This is a genomic window from Streptomyces sp. BBFR102 (genome assembly GCF_051397025.1).
Lineage (GTDB): Bacteria > Actinomycetota > Actinomycetes > Streptomycetales > Streptomycetaceae > Streptomyces.
The window spans coordinates 3,811,908-3,837,259 of record NZ_CP195757.1 but is presented as its reverse complement, the minus strand read 5'-3'; the positions used below and the strand labels follow the sequence as shown (position 1 = coordinate 3,837,259).

15 protein-coding genes and 2 rRNA genes are annotated in these 25,352 nt (G+C 70.8%); 3 read left to right on the top strand and 14 right to left on the bottom strand.

What is annotated here, in order from left to right:
• Positions 1-48 precede the first annotated feature (48 nt).
• The 10 genes from ACSLIC_RS17245 to ACSLIC_RS17200 form a co-directional block, all read right to left on the bottom strand.
• Positions 49-3,170, bottom strand: a 23S ribosomal RNA gene (locus tag ACSLIC_RS17245).
• A 309-nt stretch (positions 3,171-3,479) separates the two neighbouring features.
• A 16S ribosomal RNA gene (locus ACSLIC_RS17240) occupies positions 3,480-5,004 on the bottom strand.
• Together the 16S and 23S rRNA genes form the textbook arrangement of a ribosomal RNA operon.
• 536 nt (positions 5,005-5,540) lie before the next feature.
• Positions 5,541-5,840 carry a hypothetical protein gene (locus tag ACSLIC_RS17235; protein WP_436738593.1) on the bottom strand — a complete coding sequence of 100 codons (300 nt, stop codon included), beginning with the start codon at positions 5,838-5,840 and terminating at the stop codon, positions 5,541-5,543.
• Positions 5,841-6,979: 1,139 nt separating this feature from the next.
• On the bottom strand, positions 6,980-7,657 hold the full coding sequence (locus ACSLIC_RS17230; protein WP_436738592.1) for a hypothetical protein: 678 nt from the start codon (positions 7,655-7,657) through the stop codon (positions 6,980-6,982).
• A gap of 141 nt (positions 7,658-7,798) precedes the next feature.
• Positions 7,799-9,253, bottom strand: coding sequence for an adenosylhomocysteinase (ahcY, locus tag ACSLIC_RS17225; protein ID WP_436738591.1), 1,455 nt, complete (start codon positions 9,251-9,253; stop codon positions 7,799-7,801).
• A 236-nt stretch (positions 9,254-9,489) separates the two neighbouring features.
• Positions 9,490-10,461: a cation diffusion facilitator family transporter gene (locus ACSLIC_RS17220; RefSeq protein WP_436738590.1), complete on the bottom strand. Its 972-nt coding sequence runs from the start codon at positions 10,459-10,461 to the stop codon at positions 9,490-9,492.
• A gap of 121 nt (positions 10,462-10,582) precedes the next feature.
• Positions 10,583-11,746: a mannose-6-phosphate isomerase, class I gene (manA, locus tag ACSLIC_RS17215; RefSeq protein WP_436738589.1), complete on the bottom strand. Its 1,164-nt coding sequence runs from the start codon at positions 11,744-11,746 to the stop codon at positions 10,583-10,585.
• A 122-nt stretch (positions 11,747-11,868) separates the two neighbouring features.
• Complete coding sequence (locus tag ACSLIC_RS17210; RefSeq protein ID WP_436738588.1) at positions 11,869-13,026, bottom strand: SIS domain-containing protein; 1,158 nt, start codon at positions 13,024-13,026, stop codon at positions 11,869-11,871.
• Between the two features lie 255 nt (positions 13,027-13,281).
• Complete coding sequence (locus ACSLIC_RS17205; RefSeq protein WP_436738587.1) at positions 13,282-13,464, bottom strand: Trm112 family protein; 183 nt, start codon at positions 13,462-13,464, stop codon at positions 13,282-13,284.
• Between the two features lie 578 nt (positions 13,465-14,042).
• On the bottom strand, positions 14,043-15,425 hold the full coding sequence (locus ACSLIC_RS17200; RefSeq protein ID WP_436738586.1) for a phosphomannomutase/phosphoglucomutase: 1,383 nt from the start codon (positions 15,423-15,425) through the stop codon (positions 14,043-14,045).
• Positions 15,426-15,549: 124 nt separating this feature from the next.
• Here ACSLIC_RS17200 and ACSLIC_RS17195 point away from each other — a divergent pair, with 124 nt between their 5' ends.
• Positions 15,550-16,119, top strand: coding sequence for an N-acetyltransferase family protein (locus ACSLIC_RS17195; protein ID WP_436738585.1), 570 nt, complete (start codon positions 15,550-15,552; stop codon positions 16,117-16,119).
• Between the two features lie 372 nt (positions 16,120-16,491).
• Here the strand turns inward: ACSLIC_RS17195 and ACSLIC_RS17190 are convergent, their stop codons facing one another.
• Entirely contained in the window at positions 16,492-16,887 is a 396-nt protein-coding gene (locus ACSLIC_RS17190) for a DUF3499 domain-containing protein (protein ID WP_436738584.1), read from the bottom strand.
• Between the two features lie 410 nt (positions 16,888-17,297).
• Between ACSLIC_RS17190 and ACSLIC_RS17185 the strand changes: the two genes are divergently transcribed.
• On the top strand, positions 17,298-17,681 hold the full coding sequence (locus ACSLIC_RS17185) for a metallopeptidase family protein (RefSeq protein ID WP_436740401.1): 384 nt from the start codon (positions 17,298-17,300) through the stop codon (positions 17,679-17,681).
• Positions 17,682-17,746: 65 nt separating this feature from the next.
• On the opposite strand, the gene ACSLIC_RS17180 is transcribed toward ACSLIC_RS17185, so the two are convergent.
• From ACSLIC_RS17180 to ACSLIC_RS17170, 3 genes are all read right to left on the bottom strand, one after another.
• The gene (locus ACSLIC_RS17180; protein WP_436738583.1) at positions 17,747-19,279 is read right to left on the bottom strand and encodes a DUF5719 family protein; all 1,533 of its coding nucleotides are present in this window, start codon (positions 19,277-19,279) and stop codon (positions 17,747-17,749) included.
• On the bottom strand, positions 19,276-23,031 hold the full coding sequence (locus ACSLIC_RS17175) for a glycosyltransferase (protein ID WP_436738582.1): 3,756 nt from the start codon (positions 23,029-23,031) through the stop codon (positions 19,276-19,278). Before ACSLIC_RS17175 ends, ACSLIC_RS17180 begins: the two co-directional genes overlap by 4 nt.
• 636 nt (positions 23,032-23,667) lie before the next feature.
• Positions 23,668-23,931, bottom strand: coding sequence for a WhiB family transcriptional regulator (locus ACSLIC_RS17170; protein ID WP_003950432.1), 264 nt, complete (start codon positions 23,929-23,931; stop codon positions 23,668-23,670).
• Positions 23,932-24,837: 906 nt separating this feature from the next.
• On the opposite strand from ACSLIC_RS17170, the gene ACSLIC_RS17165 reads away from it, so the two are divergent.
• Positions 24,838-25,350, top strand: a complete 513-nt coding sequence (locus ACSLIC_RS17165; RefSeq protein ID WP_436738581.1) for a cysteine dioxygenase — start codon at positions 24,838-24,840, stop codon at positions 25,348-25,350.
• The last annotated feature ends 2 nt before the right edge of the window (positions 25,351-25,352 follow it).

The following is a 25,352-nucleotide window of genomic DNA, read 5'->3' as shown; positions in this document are numbered from 1 at the left end:
TGGTTGGTGTTCGTGGTTTCAGAACCAACACAGTGGACGCGAGCAACTGAGGACAAGCCCTCGGCCTATTAGTACCGGTCAACTCCACCCCTTACAGGGCTTCCATATCCGGCCTATCAACCCAGTCGTCTACTGGGAGCCTTACCCTCTCAAGGAGGTGGGAATACTCATCTCGAAGCAGGCTTCCCGCTTAGATGCTTTCAGCGGTTATCCCTCCCGAACGTAGCCAACCAGCCATGCCCTTGGCAGAACAACTGGCACACCAGAGGTTCGTCCGTCCCGGTCCTCTCGTACTAGGGACAGCCCTTCTCAATATTCCTACGCGCACAGCGGATAGGGACCGAACTGTCTCACGACGTTCTAAACCCAGCTCGCGTACCGCTTTAATGGGCGAACAGCCCAACCCTTGGGACCGACTCCAGCCCCAGGATGCGACGAGCCGACATCGAGGTGCCAAACCATCCCGTCGATATGGACTCTTGGGGAAGATCAGCCTGTTATCCCCGGGGTACCTTTTATCCGTTGAGCGACGGCGCTTCCACAAGCCACCGCCGGATCACTAGTCCCGACTTTCGTCCCTGCTCGACCCGTCGGTCTCACAGTCAAGCTCCCTTGTGCACTTACACTCAACACCTGATTACCAACCAGGCTGAGGGAACCTTTGGGCGCCTCCGTTACTCTTTAGGAGGCAACCGCCCCAGTTAAACTACCCATCAGACACTGTCCCTGATCCGGATCACGGACCCAGGTTAGACATCCAGCACGACCAGAGTGGTATTTCAACGACGACTCCACACACACTGGCGTGCATGCTTCACAGTCTCCCACCTATCCTACACAAGCCGAACCGAACACCAATATCAAACTGTAGTAAAGGTCCCGGGGTCTTTCCGTCCTGCTGCGCGAAACGAGCATCTTTACTCGTAATGCAATTTCACCGGGCCTATGGTTGAGACAGTCGAGAAGTCGTTACGCCATTCGTGCAGGTCGGAACTTACCCGACAAGGAATTTCGCTACCTTAGGATGGTTATAGTTACCACCGCCGTTTACTGGCGCTTAAGTTCTCAGCTTCGCCACACCGAAATGTGACTAACCGGTCCCCTTAACGTTCCAGCACCGGGCAGGCGTCAGTCCGTATACATCGCCTTACGGCTTCGCACGGACCTGTGTTTTTAGTAAACAGTCGCTTCTCGCTGGTCTCTGCGGCCACACCCAGCTCACCGAGAAAATCGGATCACCAGACATGGCCCCCCTTCTCCCGAAGTTACGGGGGCATTTTGCCGAGTTCCTTAACCATAGTTCACCCGAACGCCTCGGTATTCTCTACCTGACCACCTGAGTCGGTTTAGGGTACGGGCCGCCATGAAACTCGCTAGAGGCTTTTCTCGACAGCATAGGATCATCCACTTCACCACAATCGGCTCGGCATCAGGTCTCAGACACAAGCCAGGCGGATTTACCTACCTGACGTCCTACACCCTTACCCCGGGACAACCACCGCCCGGGATGGACTACCTTCCTGCGTCACCCCATCACTCACCTACTACCAGCTCGGGTCACCGGCTCCACCACTTTCCATCCCCCGAAGGGTCCGGAACGGCTTCACGGGCTTAGCATCACTGGATTCAATGTTTGACGCTTCACAGCGGGTACCGGAATATCAACCGGTTATCCATCGACTACGCCTGTCGGCCTCGCCTTAGGTCCCGACTTACCCTGGGCAGATCAGCTTGACCCAGGAACCCTTAGTCAATCGGCGCACACGTTTCTCACGTGTGAATCGCTACTCATGCCTGCATTCTCACTCGTGAACCGTCCACAACTCGCTTCCACGGCTGCTTCACCCGGCACACGACGCTCCCCTACCCATCACAGCCTCCGTTGGGAGTATTGCTGCAATGACACGACTTCGGCGGTACGCTTGAGCCCCGCTACATTGTCGGCGCGGAATCACTAGACCAGTGAGCTATTACGCACTCTTTCAAGGGTGGCTGCTTCTAAGCCAACCTCCTGGTTGTCTCTGCGACTCCACATCCTTTCCCACTTAGCGTACGCTTAGGGGCCTTAGTCGATGCTCTGGGCTGTTTCCCTCTCGACCATGGAGCTTATCCCCCACAGTCTCACTGCCGCGCTCTCACTTACCGGCATTCGGAGTTTGGCTAAGGTCAGTAACCCGGTAGGGCCCATCGCCTATCCAGTGCTCTACCTCCGGCAAGAAACACACGACGCTGCACCTAAATGCATTTCGGGGAGAACCAGCTATCACGGAGTTTGATTGGCCTTTCACCCCTAACCACAGGTCATCCCCCAGGTTTTCAACCCTGGTGGGTTCGGTCCTCCACGACCTCTTACAGCCGCTTCAACCTGCCCATGGCTAGATCACTCCGCTTCGGGTCTAGAGCGTGCAACTCAAACGCCCTATTCGGACTCGCTTTCGCTACGGCTTCCCCACACGGGTTAACCTCGCTACACACCGCTAACTCGCAGGCTCATTCTTCAAAAGGCACGCAGTCACGACGCACCGAGAAAACTCGATGCGCGACGCTCCCACGGCTTGTAGGCACACGGTTTCAGGTACTATTTCACTCCGCTCCCGCGGTACTTTTCACCATTCCCTCACGGTACTATCCGCTATCGGTCACCAGGGAATATTTAGGCTTAGCGGGTGGTCCCGCCAGATTCACACGGGATTTCTCGGGCCCCGTGCTACTTGGGTGTCTCTCAAACGAGCCGCTGATGTTTCGACTACGGGGGTCTTACCCTCTACGCCGGACCTTTCGCATGTCCTTCGCCTACATCAACGGTTTCTGACTCGTCCCACGGCCGGCAGACCGTAGAAGAGAGATCCCACAACCCCGCATGCGCAACCCCTGCCGGGTATCACACACATACGGTTTGGCCTCATCCAGTTTCGCTCGCCACTACTCCCGGAATCACGGTTGTTTTCTCTTCCTGCGGGTACTGAGATGTTTCACTTCCCCGCGTTCCCTCCACACTGCCTATGAGTTCAGCAGCGGGTGACAGCCCATGACGACTGCCGGGTTTCCCCATTCGGAAACCCCCGGATCAAAGCCTGGTTGACGACTCCCCGGGGACTATCGTGGCCTCCCACGTCCTTCATCGGTTCCTGGTGCCAAGGCATCCACCGTGCGCCCTTAAAAACTTGGCCACAGATGCTCGCGTCCACTGTGCAGTTCTCAAACAACGACCAACCACCCACCACCCCGAGACATACATCCCGAGTTCACTGGGGCCGGCACCGAAGAAACAGCCACAACATGGCCGCTCCCTCAGACACCCAACAGCGTGCCCGACACCCCCAACCCCAAGATCCGTTTTCCACGCCGAAGCAGTACTCACATCTCAAGCAGATTGACAGTGCCGAATAGTCAACGTTCCACCCATGAGCAACCAGCACCAGACATTCGCTGATGAACTGGCCTCTGACCAGGCAAACCTGGTAAGAAGTGCTCCTTAGAAAGGAGGTGATCCAGCCGCACCTTCCGGTACGGCTACCTTGTTACGACTTCGTCCCAATCGCCAGTCCCACCTTCGACAGCTCCCTCCCACAAGGGGTTGGGCCACCGGCTTCGGGTGTTACCGACTTTCGTGACGTGACGGGCGGTGTGTACAAGGCCCGGGAACGTATTCACCGCAGCAATGCTGATCTGCGATTACTAGCGACTCCGACTTCATGGGGTCGAGTTGCAGACCCCAATCCGAACTGAGACCGGCTTTTTGAGATTCGCTCCACCTCACGGTATCGCAGCTCATTGTACCGGCCATTGTAGCACGTGTGCAGCCCAAGACATAAGGGGCATGATGACTTGACGTCGTCCCCACCTTCCTCCGAGTTGACCCCGGCGGTCTCCCGTGAGTCCCCAGCACCACAAGGGCCTGCTGGCAACACGGGACAAGGGTTGCGCTCGTTGCGGGACTTAACCCAACATCTCACGACACGAGCTGACGACAGCCATGCACCACCTGTACACCGACCACAAGGGGGCGCCCATCTCTGGACGTTTCCGGTGTATGTCAAGCCTTGGTAAGGTTCTTCGCGTTGCGTCGAATTAAGCCACATGCTCCGCCGCTTGTGCGGGCCCCCGTCAATTCCTTTGAGTTTTAGCCTTGCGGCCGTACTCCCCAGGCGGGGCACTTAATGCGTTAGCTGCGGCACGGACAACGTGGAATGTTGCCCACACCTAGTGCCCACCGTTTACGGCGTGGACTACCAGGGTATCTAATCCTGTTCGCTCCCCACGCTTTCGCTCCTCAGCGTCAGTATCGGCCCAGAGATCCGCCTTCGCCACCGGTGTTCCTCCTGATATCTGCGCATTTCACCGCTACACCAGGAATTCCGATCTCCCCTACCGAACTCTAGCCTGCCCGTATCGACTGCAGACCCGGGGTTAAGCCCCGGGCTTTCACAACCGACGTGACAAGCCGCCTACGAGCTCTTTACGCCCAATAATTCCGGACAACGCTTGCGCCCTACGTATTACCGCGGCTGCTGGCACGTAGTTAGCCGGCGCTTCTTCTGCAGGTACCGTCACTTTCGCTTCTTCCCTGCTGAAAGAGGTTTACAACCCGAAGGCCGTCATCCCTCACGCGGCGTCGCTGCATCAGGCTTTCGCCCATTGTGCAATATTCCCCACTGCTGCCTCCCGTAGGAGTCTGGGCCGTGTCTCAGTCCCAGTGTGGCCGGTCGCCCTCTCAGGCCGGCTACCCGTCGTCGCCTTGGTGAGCCACTACCTCACCAACAAGCTGATAGGCCGCGGGCTCATCCTGCACCGCCGGAGCTTTACACCGTCCAACATGCGTTGGACGGTCATATCCGGTATTAGACCCCGTTTCCAGGGCTTGTCCCAGAGTGCAGGGCAGATTGCCCACGTGTTACTCACCCGTTCGCCACTAATCCACCCCGAAGGGCTTCATCGTTCGACTTGCATGTGTTAAGCACGCCGCCAGCGTTCGTCCTGAGCCAGGATCAAACTCTCCGTGAATGTGTACCCGACTTCGTCCGGTTAAAGACTGCGGGTGCAACAGACACAAGAGCGGTACGACAAGGAGGAATAGTCCCTGTCGTACACAGCGTCCTCGCTGTTGTATTTCAAAGGAACCTCAACCTGCCAGAAACCTGGCCGGTCGGGGTATCAACATATCTGGCGTTGACTTTTAGCACGCTGTTGAGTTCTCAAGGAACGGACGCTTCCTTTGTACTCACCCTCTCGGGCTTTCCTCCGGGCGCTTCCCTTCGGTATTTCGTGTTCCGACTCTATCAGACTCTTTCGTGTCCGACTTCCTCGGCGCCTTTCCGGTTCCAGCTCCGCGTTTCCGCTTCGCTTTTCCCTTTCCAGCGGTTCCGACTCTATCAGAGGAATTTCTCCGGTTTGACCGGCGGTTCACTCTGGCGAATCGAGGACTCCTCCATCTGGATGCGTGATCCGGAATGAGAAGCAGGAAGATGTTGAACCTTCACCTCCAGGACTGTACCAGCTCCCGGGCAACTGTTCGAATCTACCTACCCGGTCTGACCGTGTCAACGGTTTTTCCGGGGCGTCGAGGACAGTACCAGTTCGCACCCGTCGGGCGCACATCGGGAGGGCGCAGGGACACCGCTACCGAACAGGTCGGCCGCGAGATCACCGGTCCGGCCTGGTCGCGGGGCTCGCCCGCCCACCGCGTAGGCGAAGACGTGGACGAGGACGGGGACGGCTGCCTCGGCGGCAGCGCCGATGATGACGCGGGCCAGGTGGGCGGACGCGGCGACGAAGAAGGCGCTCAGTTCGAGCGGGCTGCGTGGGACGAGAAGGCCGAGGAGGGTGGCAAGGCGGTCCACGGAGGCCACAGGGCAGATGCCCAGTCCGGGTTCACCGCGACGAGGCGCAGGAACGCGCTGATGAGCAGGGCACCGTGGGCGGCTTGGGCGCTATTCGTCCAGACCTGGGCGGCGTAGGAAGGCGTCGGACGCCTGGAGTAGTACGCCTTGGAGTACCCGGCGGCGTACGTGCGCGGAGTTCGGTGGGGACGGCGATGGCGGCCGGGACCAGAGCGTGTCGCCGCCCGCCAGCCGACCAGGGGTGACGACGGTCGGCGCCCAACTGGCGCAGGGTCGGTACGGGGCCGCGGGGAAGTCGTTGACGGGGCAGTCCGTGAGGTCGCGCTGGGTGGCGTCGGCGCAGGACGGTTTCCGGGGGTGCCGTTCCGCCTCGTGGACGGCGGTGAAGACGTCGAGGTCCATCGGACGTGCGGTCCGGTGAGGGCGAGGTAGTCACGCTGGAGCTGCGGCCCGCGAAGCTGCTGCGCCCGGGGCAGCAGTGCTGGTCGGCCTGGTCGTGACGTGGCTGGTCCAGCTGCGGGTCGTGGTGGAGGTGCTGGTCACCACGGCCTCGTTGGAAGTGGCTGCGGTGGCGGCGGTCTCCGTCGCCGTTTTTCTGCTGGGGCCGGTCGGTGGGCCGATCGCCGTGGAGACGCTCGGCCGTATAGGGCCGCTGGGCCTGTGGGTGGTGGGAGGACGGGCCGGTCCCGAGCGGGCACGCGCTGGTGCGCGTGCCCTGCCGTGTTCGAGATTCTGTTGGCGGTCGGCGGGTGGAACGTATCGCGGGACGCCGGTGTGGGAGCGGCTTCGGGCGGGGGCCTCGAGTTGGCAGCGCTGAGACGTCGCTCAGTGAGCTGGTGGACAGAGTGGATCTGTCGTTCTTTCCCATTCCTTGTGGCTCCTGGTGCGCCAGTCCCGGGCCGGGGTGCCTGCCCGGGCGCTGCCTGTCGGCGGTGGCGTAGGTGCGGCGGAAGGTGGCCGCCGTGCCACCGTGCTGGTCGGAGGCAGGGGTTCCGGGAGCGGGCGGAGTGGGGGCCGTACGGGAGGTGAGATGCGGCGGGTGGATTTCCGTCGTCGGAGGACAAGGGAAGCGGAGCGACCTGTTCGGGTGGCGGGGCGACGACGCGGCTCGTGCCGCCAGCGTGCGGGTTTGTCCCAGGTCAGGCGGTGAAGCGGGTCGGAGGTGTCTCCAGGTCTTCGAGTTCGATGCCGGGGGCGTTCAGGATCACGTCGCCGGCGAGGTGGACGGTGTGCTGTTCCCCGGTTTCGACGTCGCCGACGAGGTATTCGTCCACGGTGAGCGGGCCGCTGTCGGTGGCGCGTGTTTCGCTCGTTCGCAAGGCCCACTGCTGATCGAGAGTGCGGGGAGCGAGGGCCTGGCCGGTGAAGGAGACGAGGCGGACGCGGGTCGGGGGTGACGTGGTCGTGAGGCGCAGCAGACGGGCGGTGGCGACGAGGAAGGCCGGGGAGTTCCCGGTGAAGGCATGGGCGGCGACGTTGCCTTCGGTCGCTTCCTGGCCGGTCGGGTCGGTGCGCACCCAGGTGACACCCTCCAGAGCGCCGCCGCGGACCTGCCAGCCCCCGGAGTGGAGTTCGAGGCGGAGCGGGCGCCCGAGGTCGTCCAGAGTGAGGTCGACGGAGCCGAGGTGGTCGGGACCGTCGGCGGGGTCGGGTACGCCGGTTTCGGTGCCGTGTGTGTGGGCGCCGGACGTCGTCGAGGGAGTGGTGAGCTGGGCGACGTAGCGCCAGCCGTGGGGGCCCGGCGCGCAGTGGAAGTGTTCTTCGGCAAGGGGGGTGTGGTCGTGCGGATCGTGCAGGGAGTAGCGGCCTTTGGGCATGGGCTGCGGGTCCTCGTCGGTGGCCGGTATGGGGACAGGCCCCCGCCGGGATGGCGGGGGCCTGCGGTGAGGCTGTGGAACCGGTTGCTCCGGCGCCGGCCGACGGGGCCGGTGCGGCGCACGGACGTGGCCGGGCCGGAGTCAGTACCGGTAGTGGTCCGGCTTGTACGGGCCTTCGACGGAGACGCCGATGTACGCGGCCTGCTCCGGGCGGAGGGTCGTCAGCTTGACGCCGAGGGCGTCGAGGTGGAGGCGGGCGACCTTCTCGTCGAGGTGCTTGGGCAGCACGTACACGTCGGTGGGGTACTCGTCGGGCTTGGTGAACAGCTCGATCTGGGCCAGCGTCTGGTCCGCGAACGAGTTCGACATCACGAAGGACGGGTGGCCGGTCGCGTTGCCGAGGTTGAGCAGGCGGCCCTCGGACAGCACGATGAGGACCTTGCCGTCGGGGAAGGTCCAGGTGTGGACCTGCGGCTTGACCTCGTCCTTGACGATGCCGGGGATGGCGGCGAGGCCGGCCATGTCGATCTCGTTGTCGAAGTGGCCGATGTTCCCCACGATGGCCTGGTGCTTCATCTTGGCCATGTCGGCGGCCATGATGATGTCCTTGTTGCCGGTGGTGGTGACGAAGATGTCGGCCTGGCCGATCACGTCGTCGAGGGTGGCGACCTGGTAGCCGTCCATCGCCGCCTGGAGCGCGCAGATCGGGTCGATCTCGGTGACGATGACCCGGGCGCCCTGGCCGCGCAGGGACTCGGCGCAGCCCTTGCCGACGTCGCCGTAGCCGCAGACCACGGCGGTCTTGCCGCCGATGAGGACGTCGGTGGCACGGTTGATGCCGTCGATCAGGGAGTGCCGGCAGCCGTACTTGTTGTCGAACTTCGACTTGGTGACCGCGTCGTTGACGTTGATCGCCGGGAAGAGGAGCACACCGTCGCGCTGCATCTCGTACAGGCGGTGGACGCCGGTGGTGGTCTCCTCGGTGACGCCGCGGATCTCCGAGGCGAGCTGGGTCCACTTCTGCGGGTTCTCGCCGAGGGTGCGGGTCAGCAGCTGGAGGATGACGCGGTGCTCGTCGGACTCGGCGGTGACCGGGTCGGGGACCTTGCCGTCCTTCTCGTACTGGACGCCGTTGTGGACGAGGAGGGTGGCGTCACCGCCGTCGTCCAGGATCATGTTCGGGCCGCCGGTGGGCGTGTTCGGCCAGGTCAGCGCCTGCTCGGTGCACCACCAGTACTCCTCCAGGCTCTCGCCCTTCCAGGCGAAGACCGGGACGCCCTGCGGGTTGTCCGGGGTGCCGTTGGGGCCGACCGCGATGGCGGCGGCGGCGTGGTCCTGGGTGGAGAAGATGTTGCAGGAGGCCCAGCGGACCTCCGCGCCCAGGGCGGTGAGCGTCTCGATGAGGACGGCCGTCTGGACGGTCATGTGCAGCGAGCCGGTGACGCGGGCGCCGGCCAGCGGCTGGGCGGCGGCGTACTCCTCGCGGATCGACATCAGGCCGGGCATCTCGTGCTCGGCGAGGGTGATCTCCTTGCGGCCGAACTCCGCGAGGGAGAGGTCGGCGACCTTGAAGTCGTGCTGCTGGGCGCTTGCCATGATGGGCTGCTCCTCGTATCGGGTCGAGGGTGGGTACGGCTGACAGGGCGGACGGGCGGACACACCGGTGTCCGGCCACCCGCGCTCGCAGTCCGTCGGAGGCCCTCTCTCCCTCGGCCGGCCCGGTGGGGGCCGCCCGACCGCCATCAGCAGCGACGTCTGTCTCGGGGACCGAATCTACACCGGTCGGCCCCGCGGACCCCAGCCCGCACCGGAGTCCGCGGCGATCGTGCAGGTCAGTGCGGTGACGCGTCCGGCGAAGGAGACATAGCGGGGTTGATCCCCTTCGCGGCGGCGGCTTCGTCGTAGATGTCGGGTTCGAGGTAGATGGCGCGGGCGATGGGGACGGCTTCGCGGATGCGGGCCTCGGCAGCGTTGATGGCGGCGGCGACCTCCGCGGCGGTGTCGTCGTGCTGGACGGCGACCTTGGCGGCGACGAGGAGTTCCTCGGGGCCGAGGTGGAGGGTTCGCATGTGGATGACTCGGGTCACGGTGTCGCCGTCGACCAGGGCCGCCTCGATCTTGCGGACCTCGTCGAGGCCGGCCGACTCGCCGAGCAGGAGCGACTTGGTCTCGGCGGCCAGGACGATCGCGATGACGATGAGGAGGACACCGATGCAGAGGGTGCCGATGCCGTCCCAGACACCGTTGCCGGTGGCGAGGGCGAGGCCGACGCCGCCGAGGGCGAGGACGAGGCCGACGAGGGCACCGAAGTCCTCCAGGAGGACGACAGGCAGCTCGGGGGCCTTGGCCCGGCGGATGAACTGGCTCCAGCTCTGCTTGCCGCGAAGCGTGTTGGACTCCTTGATCGCGGTACGGAAGGAGAAGCCCTCGGCGATGATCGCGAAGAGCAGGACGCCCACGGGCCAGTACCAGTGCTCGATCTCGTGGGGGTGCTTGATCTTCTCGTAGCCCTCGTAGATGGCGAACATGCCGCCGACGGAGAAGAGGACGATGGAGACGAGGAAGGCGTAGATGTACCGCTCGCGGCCGTAGCCGAAGGGGTGCTCGGGGGTGGCCTGGCGCTTGGCGCGCTTGCCTCCGATGAGCAGCAGGCCCTGGTTGCCGGAGTCGGCCACCGAGTGGACGCTCTCGGCCAGCATCGAGGACGACCCGCTGAAGAGGAAGGCCACGAATTTCGCCACCGCGATGGCGAGGTTGGCGGAGAGTGCCGCGACGATCGCTTTGGTGCCGCCTGACGCGCTCATGGTTTCTGGCTCCCAGTCCCTTGGTCCTCCCGGGCCGCGGCGACGGTCCGGGTGCCGCGGCCCGGATGGGCCGGACCGCAGCGGCACATTGTTACAGCCGCAGGAGGGAGCGAAGTGAGGGTCAGGTGAGGGCGGTGGCGCGGAAGGCCGTTCCCGGGCCGCGCAGTTCCACCGGCTCGCCCGCGGGGACGAAGACGGACTGCCCGGGGCCGAGGACGAGGTTCCCCACGGTGGGCGAGCCCTCGGCGCCCAGGAGGATCTGCGGGGTGGACAGGGTCAGGTCGCGGGCAGAGGCGCCCGGGGCGAGCGCGAACCGGGAGAGGCGGAAGTCGTGGACGGGGGTGTCGTAGACCTCCTCGCCGTCGGGGGACGCCTCCGGGCGCAGGATGGCGGGGACGGCGGGGTCGAAGCGGACGATCCGCAGGAGTTCGGGGACGTCGATGTGCTTGGGGGTGAGGCCGCAGCGCAGGACGTTGTCGGAGGAGGCCATGATCTCCACGCCGAGGCCGCGCAGGTAGGCGTGGGGGACGCCGGCGCCGAGGTAGAGGGCCTCGCCGGGCTGGAGGCTGACCTGGTTGAGAAGCATGGCGGCGAGGACGCCGGGGTCGCCGGGGTAGTGACGGGCGAGGTCGGCATAGGTGGCGTGGGGCCCGCCCAGGCGGGCGGAGGCGGCTGCGGCCTCGGTGACGGTGGCGGCCGTCTCGTCGCGGTCGGCGGTGAGTACGGCGGTGAGCACCTCGCGCAGGGCTGCCTGCTCGGGGTGGGCGTGGAGCAGGTCGACGTAGGGCTTCAGGGAGTCCAGGTCGAGGGCGGCGAAGGTGTCGGCGGCCTCGGCGGGGTCGCGGAAGCCGCAGAGCCCCTCGAAGGGGGTGAGGGCGCAGAGCAGTTCGGGCTTGTGGTGCGGGTCCTTGTAGTTGCGCTCGGGCGCGGTGCGGGGGACGCCTCGTCGCTCCTCGTCGGCGTAGCCGGCGGCGGCCTGGTCGCTGTCGGGGTGGACCTGGAGGGAGAGGGGGGCGTCGGCGGCGAGGAGTTTGAGGAGGAAGGGGAGCTGGGGGCCGTAGCGGGCGGTAGTGGCGGCGCCGAGTTCGCGGTCGGGGTCGGTGGTGATCAGGTCGGCGAGGGAGCGCGGGCCCGCACCCCGGTCGACGAGGGAGGGCGCGCCGGGGTGGGCGCCCATCCAGAGTTCGGCCTGCGGTTCGCCGGTGGGCTCGGTGCCGGTGAAGTGCGGGATGGCGGTGACGGAGCCCCAGGCGTAGGGGCGGACGGTGTTCTGGAGGCGGTCCATGGCGTGGCTCCACAGGCGTGGGACGGGGGAAGGCGGGCCCGCCACCGTCGGGCTCGGCTCCGGGCGCGGCCTGCGGGTGGGATGCGCCGGGCCGGACGGTCAGCGGCGGGTTCGGTGCCCCGTCATGATCGGGGTGTGGTGGCGAGCGCGAGGTAAACGGCGGCGAAATCCGTGGTGGCGATCAGTTCCGCGGTGGCGGCGAGGTCACCGCCCTCTCCCGGTTCGAGTTCGCTGAGCGGGGTGGAGTGGGCGAGGGCCAGTTCCCGGGCGGCGGGGGCCGCGGTGAGTCCGCCGGGCGGGCGGTCGCGGAGCAGGACGACGCGGGCGCGCAGCAGCTCGGTCTCGTCCACGCGGTCCCGGAAGAAGTCGTCGGGGTCGCCTGCGTCGGAGAGGCCGGTGACGAGGAGCGCGCCGTGGGCGGGCAGGGCCTCGGGGAGCGCCGCGGTGAGGGCGGGGTGGCCGGCCAGCTCGGCGAGGAGGGCCGTGAAGCGGCGGCCGATCGGTCCGGCGCCCGGGCCCTCGGTCCAGACGAGAGGGAGGGAATCGGCCAGCTCTGCGGCGAGGGTCTTGGCCGGGTTGGAGTAGGCGGCCACGGCGGGGCCGCAGCGTTTCGCGGTGGTGTCCAGGCGGTCGGCGAGGTCGTGGACGGCCTCGGTGTCCGCGTCGACCAGGCCGGTCCGGCCGAGGAGCAGCAACAGGGGGGTGAGCAGGGCCCAGAAGGCGCCGGGGGCGGCGGTCGTGCCGTTGGCGTACGCCTCGACGGGCTCCTCCTGCGGAAGCTCACCCGGGGCGGTGGCCATGGGAACGGCCAGGCCGTGGGTGCTCTGGGCCGCCTCGGCGACCGGGGTGCCGAGGGGGGCGACGGCGACGACGGTGCAACCGCGCCGGTACGCCTGTTCGGCGAGGAGGGCGAGGCCGGGTTCGCCGCCGTCGGGGGTGGCGATCAGGAGCAGGTCGACGGGGCCGGCCCAGCCCGGCAGGGTCCACCGCAGGGCGCCCGCCGCGGCGGCGACACCGGTCGGGCCGAGCGGGACCACGGGGCAGGCGCCGCCCGCGAGGGTGCCGAGGAGGTCGGCGGTCGCGGTGGCGGCCGTACCGGGGCCAGCGATCAGTACGGTGCGGGGGCGGCCGTCGGGACGTAGCTCGGTGATGCCCGCCTCGGCGGCGAGGCGGGCTGCCGTACGGACCCGGGCGCCGGCTCCGGCCGCGTCGCGCAGGAGGCCGCGCGGGTCGGCGCGGGTGAGTGCCTCTGGGTCGTCGAGCAGGGTCTCGTCGAACATGGGAGGGGCCTCCGGGTTCGCTGGCGGGGCGCGCCTCGGGGCGGCGGCCCGTGCGGGTGCTCCTGCGTGTGCCCCGGGGCGGGCGGCCTGCCTCGGTGAGGCTCGGTCGCGCCGCGTGCGGGGGCTCGCGTTCCGCGTTCTGGGGTCCGTTGCGGGCGTGCGGGTCCGGTCCGCGTACGGGGTGCTCGCGTTCCGACGTGAGCGGGGTACGCCTGGTCCCGTTGCGCGTGCCGGGGGAGACCTGGGTCGTCCCGGTCAGGCGGGGCGGCGGGCCTCGTCGACGAGGAGGACCGGGATGCCGTCGCGGATCGGGTAAGCGAGGGCGCAGCCCTCGCCGGTGCAGAGCAGCTCCGGGGTGGCGTCGGTCTTCGACTCCTCAAGGGGGGCGTGGCACGCCGGGCAGGCGAGGATTTCCAGGAGGCCGGCTTCGAGTGCCATGGGGGTTCCCTTCGGGATGCGGTGGGCCTGCGGCCCGCTTGATCAGAGCCTACCGGTGGGGAGCTGGGGTGGGGCTTCAGGTGTGGATGAGCTGTGTGTCCTGTGCCTCCCGGCTGGGGGCGGTGGGGTGGGGTGGGGTGGCCTCAAGCGCCGGCCGGGCTGGGTTCGGCTTCGGTCCGCTCGGCAGTGGCGCTTACTGATGGCCTCAAACGTCGGCCGGGCTGAGAGGTGGCTGCCGGGCAGGGGGCGCTGCCCGGCTGGAGAGCCAGCTGCCGGGCGAGGAGCCATATGTCGGGCGGAAAGGTAGCCGCCGGGCGAGGAGCCATGTGTCGGGTGGGGAGGTAGCCGCCGGGCGAGGAGCCATGTGTCGGGCGGGGAGGTAGCTGTCGGGCGAGGGGGCTGTTGGGGTGGGGCGGTTGCTCCGGGAAAGGGAGGGGAGTGCCTCCCCCGGCACTCGGCGGGCGGCCGTGGGTGGCCGGTCTCGGGGAGGCTCCCATCGTCCCGGCTCCGCTCCGCGCACGGGGTGCCGCCCGTTGCTCGGCCTCGTGCGTGGGCGGGCAGGCGGGACCCAGGCCCCCCTACTGGCGGACCAGTTCCAGGACCTGCTTCGTCAAGCGCTCCAGGGTGTCCGGGTCGCGGGCTTCGACATTGAGGCGGAGGAGGGGTTCGGTGTTGGAGGGGCGGAGGTTGAACCACCAGTCGCGGGTGGTGACGGTGAGGCCGTCGAGGGTGTCGGTGGTGGCGTCGGGGTGGCCGGCGTAGGCGGCGCGGACGCGGGCGGTGGTGGCCTGCTGGTCGGTGACGGTGGAGTTGATCTCGCCGGAGGCCGGGTAGCGGTCGTACTCGGCGACGAGGGTGGAGAAGGGCGCGGGCTGGCCGCCGAGGGCGGCGAGGACGTGGAGGGCGGCGAGCATGCCGGTGTCGGCGTTCCAGAAGTCGCGGAAGTAGTAGTGGGCGGAGTGCTCGCCGCCGAAGATGGCGCCGGTGGCGGCCATCTCGGCCTTGATGAAGGAGTGGCCGACGCGGGTGCGGGCGGGGGTGCCGCCGTGCTCGCGGACGACCTCGGGGACCGACCACGAGGTGATGAGGTTGTGGATGACGGTGCCGTGGCCGCCGTTGCGGGCCAGTTCGCGGGCGGCGACCAGGGCGGTGACGGCGGACGGGGGGACCGGCTCGCCGCGCTCGTCCACCACGAAGCAGCGGTCGGCGTCGCCGTCGAAGGCGAGGCCGAGGTCGGCACCCTCCGCGCGGACGCGGGCCTGGAGGTCGACCAGGTTCTCGGGATCGAGAGGGTTGGCCTCGTGGTTGGGGAAGGTGCCGTCGAGCTCGAAGTAGAGCGGGACGACCGTCAGGGGCAGGCCGCCCAGGACGGTGGGGACGGTGTGGCCGCCCATGCCGTTGCCGGCGTCGACCACGATCTTGAGCGGGCGGACACCGCTCACGTCGACCAGCGAGCGGAGGTACGCGGCGTAGTCGGCGAGGGTGTCGCGGCGGCTGAGGGTGCCGGGGGTGGCGGCGGGCGCGGGGGCCGACGCCGGGTCGTCGAGCCAGCCCTCGGCCAGGGCGCGGATCTCGGCGAGGCCGGTGTCCTGGCCGACGGGGGCGGCTCCGGCGCGGCAGAGCTTGATGCCGTTGTACTGGGCCGGGTTGTGCGAGGCGGTGAACATCGCGCCGGGCAGGTCGAGGGCGCCGGAGGCGTAGTAGAGCTGGTCGGTGGAGCAGAGGCCGATCTCGACCACGTCGAGGCCCTGCTCGGCGGCGCCCCGGGCGAAGGCGTGCGAGAGGCCCGGCGAGGAGGGCCGCATGTCGTGGCCGACGACGATCGCCCTACTGCCCGCGGGGACGGCGGTGACCTGGGCGAAGGCGGCGCCGAACAGGGCGGAGAGGTGCTCGTCCCACTGGTCGGGCACGACTCCGCGCACGTCGTACGCCTTGACGATCTGTGAGAGGTCCGCGGTCACGGCTGGCCCTTCTTGCCGGTGGGGCTTCTTCGGACCGCCCAAGCTACCCGGAGCCGCGGACGGGCCCGCCGGGCGGGCGGGAAAGGCCGGGCGGGCGGGCTCGGTGGCGCTCTACGGTGCCGCCATGACGCGAATCAGGGAGATGGCGATGGGCGACGTGGCGGCCGTGTCGGCGGTGCGCGTGGCCGGGTGGCGGGCGGCGTACGCCGGGGTGATCCCCAGCGCGTACCTCGGCGCGATGAGCGTGGCGCGGGACGCCGAGCTGCGCGGGTGCCGGTTCGCCGCGGCGCGGGCGGCCGGGGTGCGCGACCTGGTCGCGGTCGACGCCGCCGGAGGGGTCGTCGGCTGGGCCTGCTGCGGCCCGCGCGGGGTGCCCGCATCCGGGCCGGGCGGCGTCCCGGGGGCGGGTGAGGGAGAGCTGTACGCCCTGTACGTGCGGCCCGATCTGCTGGGCCGGGGCGTCGGCCGCGCCCTGCTCGGCGCGGTCCACGACGAGGCTGCGGCGCGCGGCTGGGGCGCGCTGGTGCTGTGGGTCGTCGAGGCCAACGCGCGGGCCCGCCACTTCTACGAGGCGGCGGGGTACCGGGCGGACGGGGCCGCGCAGAGCGAGGAGTACGAGGGGGTGGCGGTGCGGGAGGTGCGGTACCGCCGGGAAGGCGCGCCCGAGGCGGGCGGAACCACCGGGGCTCCCTGAGCGGAGGGCCGGCCCCTCCCGTGGGCCGCTCCCTGACCGCACAGCTCGGGAAACCCTCTCGGCCGCGCCGCCTCACTGGCCGTCAGGGCGGCATCCACCCCGGCACGACCCTGCTCTGTCCCACCACGATCAGGCACCTGACCAGCGGTGGCGGACACGCGTGCCTCCTGGCGGGGGTGGGATGGAGCGCGGTCGCCGTTCGTGCGTGCCGGGGGTGGGCGCCTTTCCGGTGGCCGGAAGGTGGTCTCCGGCTGTTGGGCATGGTCGTGGGCGCCGGGGGAGTTCGTCGACGGGGTGAACGGGATCGGCGACCGGTCGCGGTGACCGGTCGCCGAGAGGCGTACTGGAGGGGCTCGGCAGGCTGCGCCGGGGTCAGGAGTCCGGCGAGCGGAGCACCCGCAGGTGGGCGCGGCGGGTGATCGGCAGCTGCGGGTCGGGGGCGGGGCGCGGCGCCGGGTCCGGGATGCGGTGGCCGGGGGCGGCCGGGCGGTCGTGCGGGCGGGCGGCCTCGCGGACGGCGTCGGCGAGCGCTTCGAGGTCGTCGCCGCGGGGGCGGGCCGGGCCGGCGGAGTCGGCGAGGCGCACGACTTCCCAGCCTCGGGGCGCGGTGAGGCGCTCGGAGTGCTCGGCGCACAGGTCGTAGCAGTGCGGTTCGGCGTAGGTGGCGAGCGGACCGAGGACTGCGGTCGAATCGGCGTAGACGTACGTCAGTGTTGCGACGGCAGGGCGACCGCACGCGGTGCGCGAACAGCGACGTACAGGGCTCACGATGTTGGACGGTACCGCACTCTTGAACGGGCCGCGACGACTCTCCCCCCGCCCGCCTCGCCGTGTCGGCCCGGCGACCGGTCCGGCGGGGCCCCTCTGAGGTGGGGTGATGCGGCGCGGAGCGCCGGGCCGGGCGGGGGCTGCGGGGGTGCGACGAGGGTGCCGGAAAGTCGTCCTCGTCGGGTTCGCGCCCCGGTTTGGCCGAAACCGACCGACGCTTCCGGGGGCGGCCGGACCTCCGGTCCGGGTGCCGGCCACGGGCGGCGGACTACGCTGCGACGGTGATGGACGACGTATCTCCGGGTTCGCCGGACCCCGCAGGCGTGCCGGACACGCCGGGCACCACCGGTCCGCCCTGCCCGCCGGCCGGCGGTCCGCGCCCGCGCCACCGCGACCGGCACGGGCGCGGTATGCGGGGGCCGGTGGCGCCGCCGCAGGTGCCGCTGTCGGCGAGCAGGGCGCAGGTCTTCGACGACTTCGTGCGGGACGCGGTGGAGCGGCTGGAGCGGCACGTGCCGCAGATCGCCGACATCGAGTTCGTCGTCCAGGAGGTTCCCAGGCCGCAGGGACCCGGTGACGAGTGGCTGGACGAGGCGGTCCCGCTGGGTGCCGCCGTGGGGGCCGCCAAGGGCCGTCCCCCGCAGGTGGTGGTCTACCGCCGGCCGGTGGAGATCCGCGCCAAGGGGCGCGACGAGCGGGCGCTGCTGGTGCACGAGGTCGTGGTGGAGCAGGTCGCCGACGTGCTGGGCCTGACCCCGGAGGCGGTCGACCCCCGGTACGGCGAGGGGGAATGACCGACGCCGCCCGCCGCGCCCGCGGAGTTCCGGGGCGGGGCGGGCGGCCGTGCGGTCGGGCGGGCTCAGTCGAGCAGGACGCCCATCTCCGGGCGGGCTGACGGGACCGTGACGGTGCCCCGGTCGTCGGTGAGGTTCTGGACGGTGAACATCGGGATGCCGTCGGCCGCCGCGCCGCTCCGGGTGAGGGTGCGGGAGGCGTGGACGGGGCCGCCGGAGATGGTCTCGACGGTCAGGGCGTAGGTGCCCTTCAGCGAGTCCGGTACGGGGATGTCCGCGGCGAGGGTGCGGCCCGCGCCGACGGAGTACGTCTTGGTGGCGGCGGTGCCGCCCCCGGTGCCGGCGGAGGCGGTGACCCGGACCTTGGCGGCCTTGCCGGGCGCGGTCAGCGACAGGTACGTGCCCTTGGCGGCGTTGCCGGTGACGGTGGCGCGGGCGCCGACCGGGCCGGCGGCCGGGATGAAGGCGCTCTCCTGATCGCCGCCCTTGCCGCGGATGACGCGTACGGCGGCCACCACGGGGGTGTCGCCGGAGTCCCCGGTCGGGGTGAGGACCAGGGAGCCGGGCTCGCCCCGGGTGACGTCGGCGAGGTCGACGGCGGTGGTCATGCCCGACTTCAGGTGCAGGGTCTCGTTGCCGGCGGGCGACAGGGAGCCGTTGGGTCCGGCGAGGGAGACCTTCAGGTCGGCGTCGGCGGAGCCGGGCGCGAAGGCGATCAGGCGGACCGCGGTGGCGTCCTTGGGGATGCCGGGCAGCACGACGGAGGCGGCGGGCTCGGCGGACGGCGTGAGCCAGTCGCCGCCGACCTTCTCGTCCAGGGCCTGCACGGCGGCGGCGACCCGGCCGCTGCGCGCGGTGACGTGCGCGGTCAGGTTGGTCTGCGGCTTGCCGGTGAGGGTGGACAGCAGCACGGGGACGCTGGAGCGCGGCGGCACCTGGATGCCCTCGCCGATCTCGGAGTCGAGCGCGCCGGCCTTGCCGTACAACTCGATGTCGACCACGGCGGCCGCGTCGTCCGGGTTGGTCAGGTGGAGGTAGTCGCCGCGGTCCTCGGCGGTGGAGGCGCCGGGGAACCAGAAGTCCGTGTCGGGCGCGGCGCAGGCGACGCCGTGCAGCCCGCGTCCGGCGCCCGCGGTGAAGACGGTGGTCTGCTGGGCGCTCCACCCCGGCGCGAGGCTGCCCTCGGCGAGGCCGATCAGCGCGGGCGCCCCGGAACCGTCCTTCTCGGCGGTGACGGGCGTCCCCTGCTTCTTCACGGCGAGGAACGGCTCGGCCTCCTTGCCGCCCTTGCCCTTCTTGCCCCTGCCGTCCTTGTCGCCCTTGCCGTCCTTGTCCGCGAGGGCGCGGGTGGCCGGGAGCAGGGCGGCCGTGCCGGAGCCGGCGGAGACCTCGGTCTTCGGGGTGTACGCGGTGTACGCCGTCTCCGCCAGCTCCGAGCTGCTGGGCGCCGGGCAGAGCAGCGAGGTGCGCTCCACGGGCTGCCTCACGGCCGTACCGGTGGGGGCGGGGCCCTCGTCGGGGGCGGCGACGGCGGCCACCGAGGTGACGGCGGCCAGCGCGGCGCCGGCCGCGATCAGGGACAGGGTGGTGCGCTTCACTGCTGGCTCCCGTCGGGACGCTCACGGCCGGGGCCGTGGGGCGGCTGCTCGTACTGCCCGTACTCCGGCGCCGCCGGGTCGTGGCCGTAGCCCTGCTGCGGCTGCTGCTCGTACCCGGGGTAGCCCTGCTGCCCCTGCTGCCAGCCGCCCTGCTGGTACGGGTCCTGGGGCTGGGCCTGCTGCTGGTACGGGTCGTAGGCGTTCGGGTCGTAGCCCGGCTGGGCCGGGTAGCCCTGCGGGGACTGGTCGTAGCCCTGGTTCTGGTAGCCGTACGGGTCGTAGCCGCCCTGCTGGGGCTCGGGGGGCTCGGGGGCGGTCCAGGCCGGTTCGGGCTCGGCGGGGGCGGCGTCGCGCTGTGCGGGCAGCTCCGCCTCCGGCTCGGGGTCCTGGGCGGTCGCCTCGGCCTCCGCCTCGGCCTGGGCGCGCAGGCGGCGGGCGCGGCGGCCCTCGCCCTCGACGGGCTGGGCGGGGACGGGCGCGGGCTCGTCGGGCAGGTCGTCGTCGACGACGCGGCGACGGCCGGGCAGGGCGAGGACGACCAGGACCAGGCCGAGGAAGCCCTGCGTCCAGAGCCACGCCGTGTGGGTGAACGGCGCCTCGAAGGTGATGTCGAGGCGGCCGCCGCCCTCGGGGAGGGTGAAGCCCTGCGCCCAGTCGTCGACGGTGACCCGCTCCAGCGGTTCGCCGTCGAGGGTGGCCCGCCAGCCCTCGTCGGCGGTGTCGGCGAGGCGCAGGACGCGTCCGGCCGGGCCCGCGGGGATCTCGGTGTGCAGTTCGACGGGGCCCGCGGCGACCGGCAGCGGTTCACCCGAGCCGTCCTTCGCGACCACGGCGGCGCGCGAGACCTGCCGGTCGACGCGCCACAGGGCGCTGCCGTCCTGCTGGCTGAGGCGGGTGAGGCCGGGCGTGGAGTCGAGGACGCGGCTCATCTCGCGCGGCGAGCCGTCGCGGACCAGGACGTAGCGGACGGCGAAGCCGCCGAGCTGGTCGGCCTGGTCGGCGCCGGACCCCGCGACGAGGCGGGCGACGACGGCGGAGAGCCGGTCGTCGGTCCCCGCGGCGGCGGCCAGTTCGGCGTCGCCGAGCCGTCCGCCGGAGCCGCGCACCAGGGCGTAGTCGACCTCGGCGGCGGAGTCCCCGGCGAGGACGAGGGTGCGGGCCTGGTCCTGGGTGCGGCTCTCCTCGGCGACGAACGCCGGTACCTGCACCGGGTCGCGGCGCTCCAGCGGTCCGTCGGCCCCGGCGGCCATCCAGGTCAGGGCGGCGGCGGCCGGGCCGAGCGCGCAGGCCAGCGCGATGAGCGCGGCGAGCGGCTGGCGCCAGCCGAAGCTCTGCTCGGCGACCCGGTGCCGGGCGCCGTCGGCGCCGACCAGCGCGGCCCCGAGCAGGGCGGCGCCCTGGACGAGGGTGGCCGGGCCGGCCCAGGTGGAGGAGTTGGCCAGGGCCGCGAAGAGCAGGGCGGCCAGGGCGACGGCCCAGGCGGTGAGGATGGCCCGGCGCCGCTCCTCGCGGAGCAGGGCGGCGAGCGCGGCGGCGAGTACGCCGAGGAAGAGGAGGGCGCTGAGGGTGCCGGGGCCGCCGGGGGAGGCGCCGAGCAGGTCGAGGGGGCCGGCGCCGCCGGCGGCGGTGTCGAGCCCTGCGGTCCGGAAGAAGCCGAACGGCAGCAGCGTCAGCGACCAGGGCGCCAGCACCAGCAGCGGGGTGGCGGACTGGGCGACGAACCGCGGCGCGTAGGCGCCGAGCGCGCCCCGGCGCAGCACGAGCACGCCGACGCCGAGGAGCACGGCCAGCGGCCACACCATCGGCGTGAACGCGGTCGCCAGCGTCAGCAGCAGGGTGTACGCCCAGGTGGCACGCCAGGTGCCGGGGTGGCCGAGGAGCCCGGCGGCGGAGAGAGCGGCGCGGGCCATGACCGGCAACAGCACGGCGAGGACGGCGGTGCCGAGGTGGCCGCCGGCCAGCGCGCCGGTGACGGCGGGCAGGAAGGCGTAGACGACCGAGCCCCAGGCGCGCAGCAGCCGGGAGGGGACCAGGGAGCCGGAGGCGAGGTAGGCGGCGCAGCCCGCGAGCGGGACGGAGGCGACCAGGACCACGGTGACGGCGGTGTGGGTGGAGCCCAGGAGGAGCGCGGCGAGGGTGGCCAGCAGCGCCAGGTAGGGCGGGGCGGGCTCGGTGGTGCCGGTGCCGACGGCGTGCCAGCCGTCCGCGTAGCGGCCCCAGAGGTCGCCGAGCTGGTCCGGTACGGGCAGCAGGGCGCCGCCGGCCAGCGCGCCGCCGCCGAGCAGGGCGCGGCAGGCGGCCAGCGAAGCGAGCAGCAGGACGGCGAAGAGGACCGGGCCCGGCCTGCGGGCCAGCCGCTTCAGGCGGGCGAACTGCTCGACCTCCAGGAAGTCGGCGTCGTCGCCGCCGGGCCCTGACTCGACGGCGCCGCCGTGACGGCCCGCGCCGGGGGCGTCGGTGTCGGAGCCGCCCGCGAGGCTGCCCGCGACCTGTTCGACAGTGGCCCGGACGGTGGCGCCGGGCGGCGGGAACAGGGGCCGCAGCTCTGCGGGTTCGACGGTGCCCTTGCCGCGTCTGCGGCGGGCGCCGAGGACGCGGCCGGGGCGCAGCAGGGTGCCGAGCAGTCCGGAGATCTCGTCCACGGCCTGGCCGGGGGCCTTGCCGACGAGGTAGGCGAGGGTGCGCGCCACGGTGCCGACGACCAGCCGCAGCAGCACCCACGGCAGGACGGCCCCGCGGCTGTTGACGAGCAGGGTGTGGACGGCGCCGGCCTTGTCGACCCGGTGCGGGCTGGTGGTGCCGCGCCCGGCGCAGTCGACGGTACGGCGCTCCCGGGAGGCGGCCTCGGCGTGCCGCAGGACCGCCTCGGGGGCGACGAGGACGCGGTGCCCGGCGGCCTGGGCGCGCCAGCACAGGTCGACGTCGTCGCGCATCAGGGGCAGGGCGCGGTCGAAGCCGCCCAGTTCCTCGTAGACGTCGCGGCGGATCAGCATGCCCGCGGTGGAGACGGAGAGGACGGGGCGGACGTGGTCGTGCTGGCCCTGGTCCTGCTCGCGCCGGTCCAGGCCGGTCCAACGGCGTCCGCTGTGCGCGATGGTGACGCCCACTTCGAGGAGCTGGCGGCGGTCGTACCAGCCGCGCAGCTTGGGCCCGACGACGGCGACGTCACCGCCGGCCTCGCGCTCGGCCTCGACGGCGCGCAGCAGTTCGGCCAGGGCGCCCGGTGCGGGGGCGCAGTCGTCGTGCAGGAGCCAGAGCCACTGCTCCGGTTCGCCGTACGGCAGTTCCGGCAGGTCGTAGTTCTCGTCGTGCCACTGGCGGGTGACGGGGTCCCAGCCGCCCGGCCGCTTCAGGTACGGCAGGTCGTCGGGGGTGGGGACGCCCGCGGCGCGGACGGCCTCGTCGACGGCGGCGCCGAACCCGGTGCGCCGGGCGAGGTGGAGGACGCGGTCGTCGCCGAAGGCGTCGGCCACCAGGCGGGCGGAGTCGTCCGCGCTGCCGGTGTCGGCGGCGACGGCGTTCTGCACCGGCCGCTCCTGGCCGAGGAGTCCGGCGAGGGCGTCGGGGAGCCATCGGGCACCGTCGTGCGTGACGAGCACGGCGGTGACGACGTGGCGCGCGTAGGCGGGTGCGCTGGTGGGGTCGAGGCCCGGGAGGCTGGTCGGGGTGGCCGTCATGGCGGCGGCCGGGTCCGACATCGACCCTGCGGAGGCGGCCGGGTAGTGGGCCGCCGAGTGGCTGTGCACGGACATCGAGGTACGGGCCCCGGTTCGGTGGACTGCGGTGACGCCCGCCGCGGGCGGGCGGGAGTCTCGGACGGGGCCCCACACTAACGGCACGTCGGGTGCCGGGTTGCCGCCCGGCGTTCTCGGGGGCCGCCCCGGGCCGGGTTCGGGGTCCCGGGTGCCGGGAAGGGGCGGCGGCGGCTCGTGCCCGCCGTCACGGACGGCCTCAGGTACGGGCCGGGCCTTTCGTCCTCGGACGCCGACCGGGCCGGAGTGTGCCGGCCGGGATCGAGGGGCCGTCCAACGGACCGGGAGACCGCCGCACGCACGTGGTGGCGCGCGAGGACCGGACAGGGATGCGCCTGCCTGGTCACTGGGTTCGCATACGCCGGGGCGGCTGGAGAGGAAGGGGCTCCGGCGGCGGAGCGCTGGGACGGGCGCTCCGCTCGGAGCCGTGGGTGGTGGCCGGTCGGGCTGGGTGCCGGGCGGCGGTGGGACGGCCCGCTCGCGAGGGACGGCGCGGGCGGGGGGCGCGCTGGTACGGGTGGGGCGGCGGCCGGGGGCCGGGGCCTCGGGGGCCGTACGGCTCGGGTGGCCGTGCGGGTCGTGCGGTGGTGCGGTGGTGCGGGCCCAGGTGGGGCGGGCCGGGCGCTGGAGCCCGGGTCAGACGGCGGCCTTCTTCAGGCGCCGCCTCTCGCGCTCGGACAAACCGCCCCAGATTCCGAAGCGTTCATCGTTGGCGAGCGCGTATTCGAGGCATTCCGAACGGACTTCACAGGCGAGGCAGACCTTCTTGGCCTCACGGGTGGAGCCGCCCTTCTCGGGGAAGAAGGACTCGGGATCGGTCTGGGCGCAGAGTGCGCGCTCCTGCCAGCCGAGTTCTTCGTCCGCTTCCTCGACCAGCAGTTGTTCGAACAGCTCGGTCATTAGCGCCCCTCGTCTGTCTTTATGTCCCCGTGATGCTGTCGTTACCGGTTCCGGCCGGGCGACACGAGTGAAATTACAGGTGCGCCGATCCGGGCGAGTCAAGCCGGGATCTGCTATTGAGCCCCTGATTCACTCTGCGGAACCAAGCCTTCGCGGTAAGTGTACAAATCGTCCTAAACCTGCATCTTTTCCGTCGCGCAGCGGCGAGGGAAGCGAAAATTCCGCTCCCGTACGGCCTTCGAGGGGTTCACGCGCACCCTCCGAAACGGGGGACGCCGACCCTCGCGGCCCCAGTTGCGCGCGCACCGCCGAAGCGAACTTGATCACAGTGCGATCACGGGTCGGCAACGGCGATCACTCTCGCTGATCACCTGCTCGACCTGGTCCGCCGTGTGTCCCGGCAGGAGAGCGCACAAACCTTTCTCCCCGCCGCGCGACCGGATGTGGTGAAACATATGCCGTAATCCGGACCATGAGTTGACATCACGGGTGTCGGCCGGTCTCCTGTGGGGCATGCTCGCGAATTCGGCGCTTTCCTGGACCCGCCCTGCCGGCTCCGACGACGCTGCCCACCGCTGCGAGCCCTGTCCGCGGAGCCTCTGTCCCTCCGCCGCCGGCTGTCGCCCCGCCGGCCCCGACTGCCGCTGACCGCACCGGCCGCCCACCCGCGGGCCGACCCGCGCAGCCCTTCCCGTACCGCACCCAGGACCGACCGGTCCGCCCCCCGGCCGTACCCCGGCCCCGGTGGCACCGGCCGCCCGCAGGCCGTACCCCGGCGCGGTACGCGCCACGGCCCCCGCGCACCCCGCACCCGGCCGCCCGGCAGTCGCCCCTCCTCCCCACTCCCCCGCGCCCGCCGGCGGGCGGCCGTCCGCCCGCCTCTTCCCGCCGAGGAAACCCCGCACCATGAACCAGGACAGCGACCTCCAGATCGCCGGAGACCTGCTGGCAGCGCAGCACCTGCTGCGGCCCGCCCCAGAACACCCGAGCACCGTCGCCGGGTTCGTCCGGCTCGCCCGGACCGTCGCCGCCAACCGCGCCGCCTGGGCGCCGCTGGTCGCGTACGACCCGGCCAGCCGCTGGTACCACCGGCTCCGGACCGGACCCGGCTACGAGGTGTGGCTGCTCTCCTGGCTGCCCGGGCAGGGCAGCGGCGCCCACGACCACGGGCGCTCGGCCGGGGTCATGGCCGTCCTCGACGGAGCCCTCACCGAACACACGCCCGGCGGGTGCGAGGTGCTGCGGCCCGGCCGGCACCGGGTCGTCGCGCCCGGCCACGCCCACGAGGTGGTCAACGACGCCCTGGAGCCCGCCGTCAGCCTCCACGTCTACTTCCCCGGGCTGACGAGCATGCCGGTACGGACCCTGGAGCGGGCCGCGACCACCCCGGCCGGGGAGCGGGCGCGCCTGACACACTGAGC

What these genes read in the sequence shown, in the direction of transcription:
- ACSLIC_RS17230 (WP_436738592.1), bottom strand. Translation starts at nt 7,657, where the DNA reads ATGCCCAAAGGCCGCTACTCCCTGCACGATCCGCACGACCACACCCCC.
- ACSLIC_RS17165 (WP_436738581.1), top strand. Translation starts at nt 24,838, where the DNA reads ATGAACCAGGACAGCGACCTCCAGATCGCCGGAGACCTGCTGGCAGCG.
- ACSLIC_RS17170 (WP_003950432.1), bottom strand. Translation starts at nt 23,931, where the DNA reads ATGACCGAGCTGTTCGAACAACTGCTGGTCGAGGAAGCGGACGAAGAA.
- ahcY (WP_436738591.1), bottom strand. Translation starts at nt 9,253, where the DNA reads ATGGCAAGCGCCCAGCAGCACGACTTCAAGGTCGCCGACCTCTCCCTC.
- ACSLIC_RS17175 (WP_436738582.1), bottom strand. Translation starts at nt 23,031, where the DNA reads ATGTCCGTGCACAGCCACTCGGCGGCCCACTACCCGGCCGCCTCCGCA.
- ACSLIC_RS17195 (WP_436738585.1), top strand. Translation starts at nt 15,550, where the DNA reads ATGACGCGAATCAGGGAGATGGCGATGGGCGACGTGGCGGCCGTGTCG.
- ACSLIC_RS17185 (WP_436740401.1), top strand. Translation starts at nt 17,298, where the DNA reads ATGCGGGGGCCGGTGGCGCCGCCGCAGGTGCCGCTGTCGGCGAGCAGG.
- ACSLIC_RS17205 (WP_436738587.1), bottom strand. Translation starts at nt 13,464, where the DNA reads ATGGCACTCGAAGCCGGCCTCCTGGAAATCCTCGCCTGCCCGGCGTGC.
- ACSLIC_RS17210 (WP_436738588.1), bottom strand. Translation starts at nt 13,026, where the DNA reads ATGTTCGACGAGACCCTGCTCGACGACCCAGAGGCACTCACCCGCGCC.
- ACSLIC_RS17220 (WP_436738590.1), bottom strand. Translation starts at nt 10,461, where the DNA reads ATGAGCGCGTCAGGCGGCACCAAAGCGATCGTCGCGGCACTCTCCGCC.
- manA (WP_436738589.1), bottom strand. Translation starts at nt 11,746, where the DNA reads ATGGACCGCCTCCAGAACACCGTCCGCCCCTACGCCTGGGGCTCCGTC.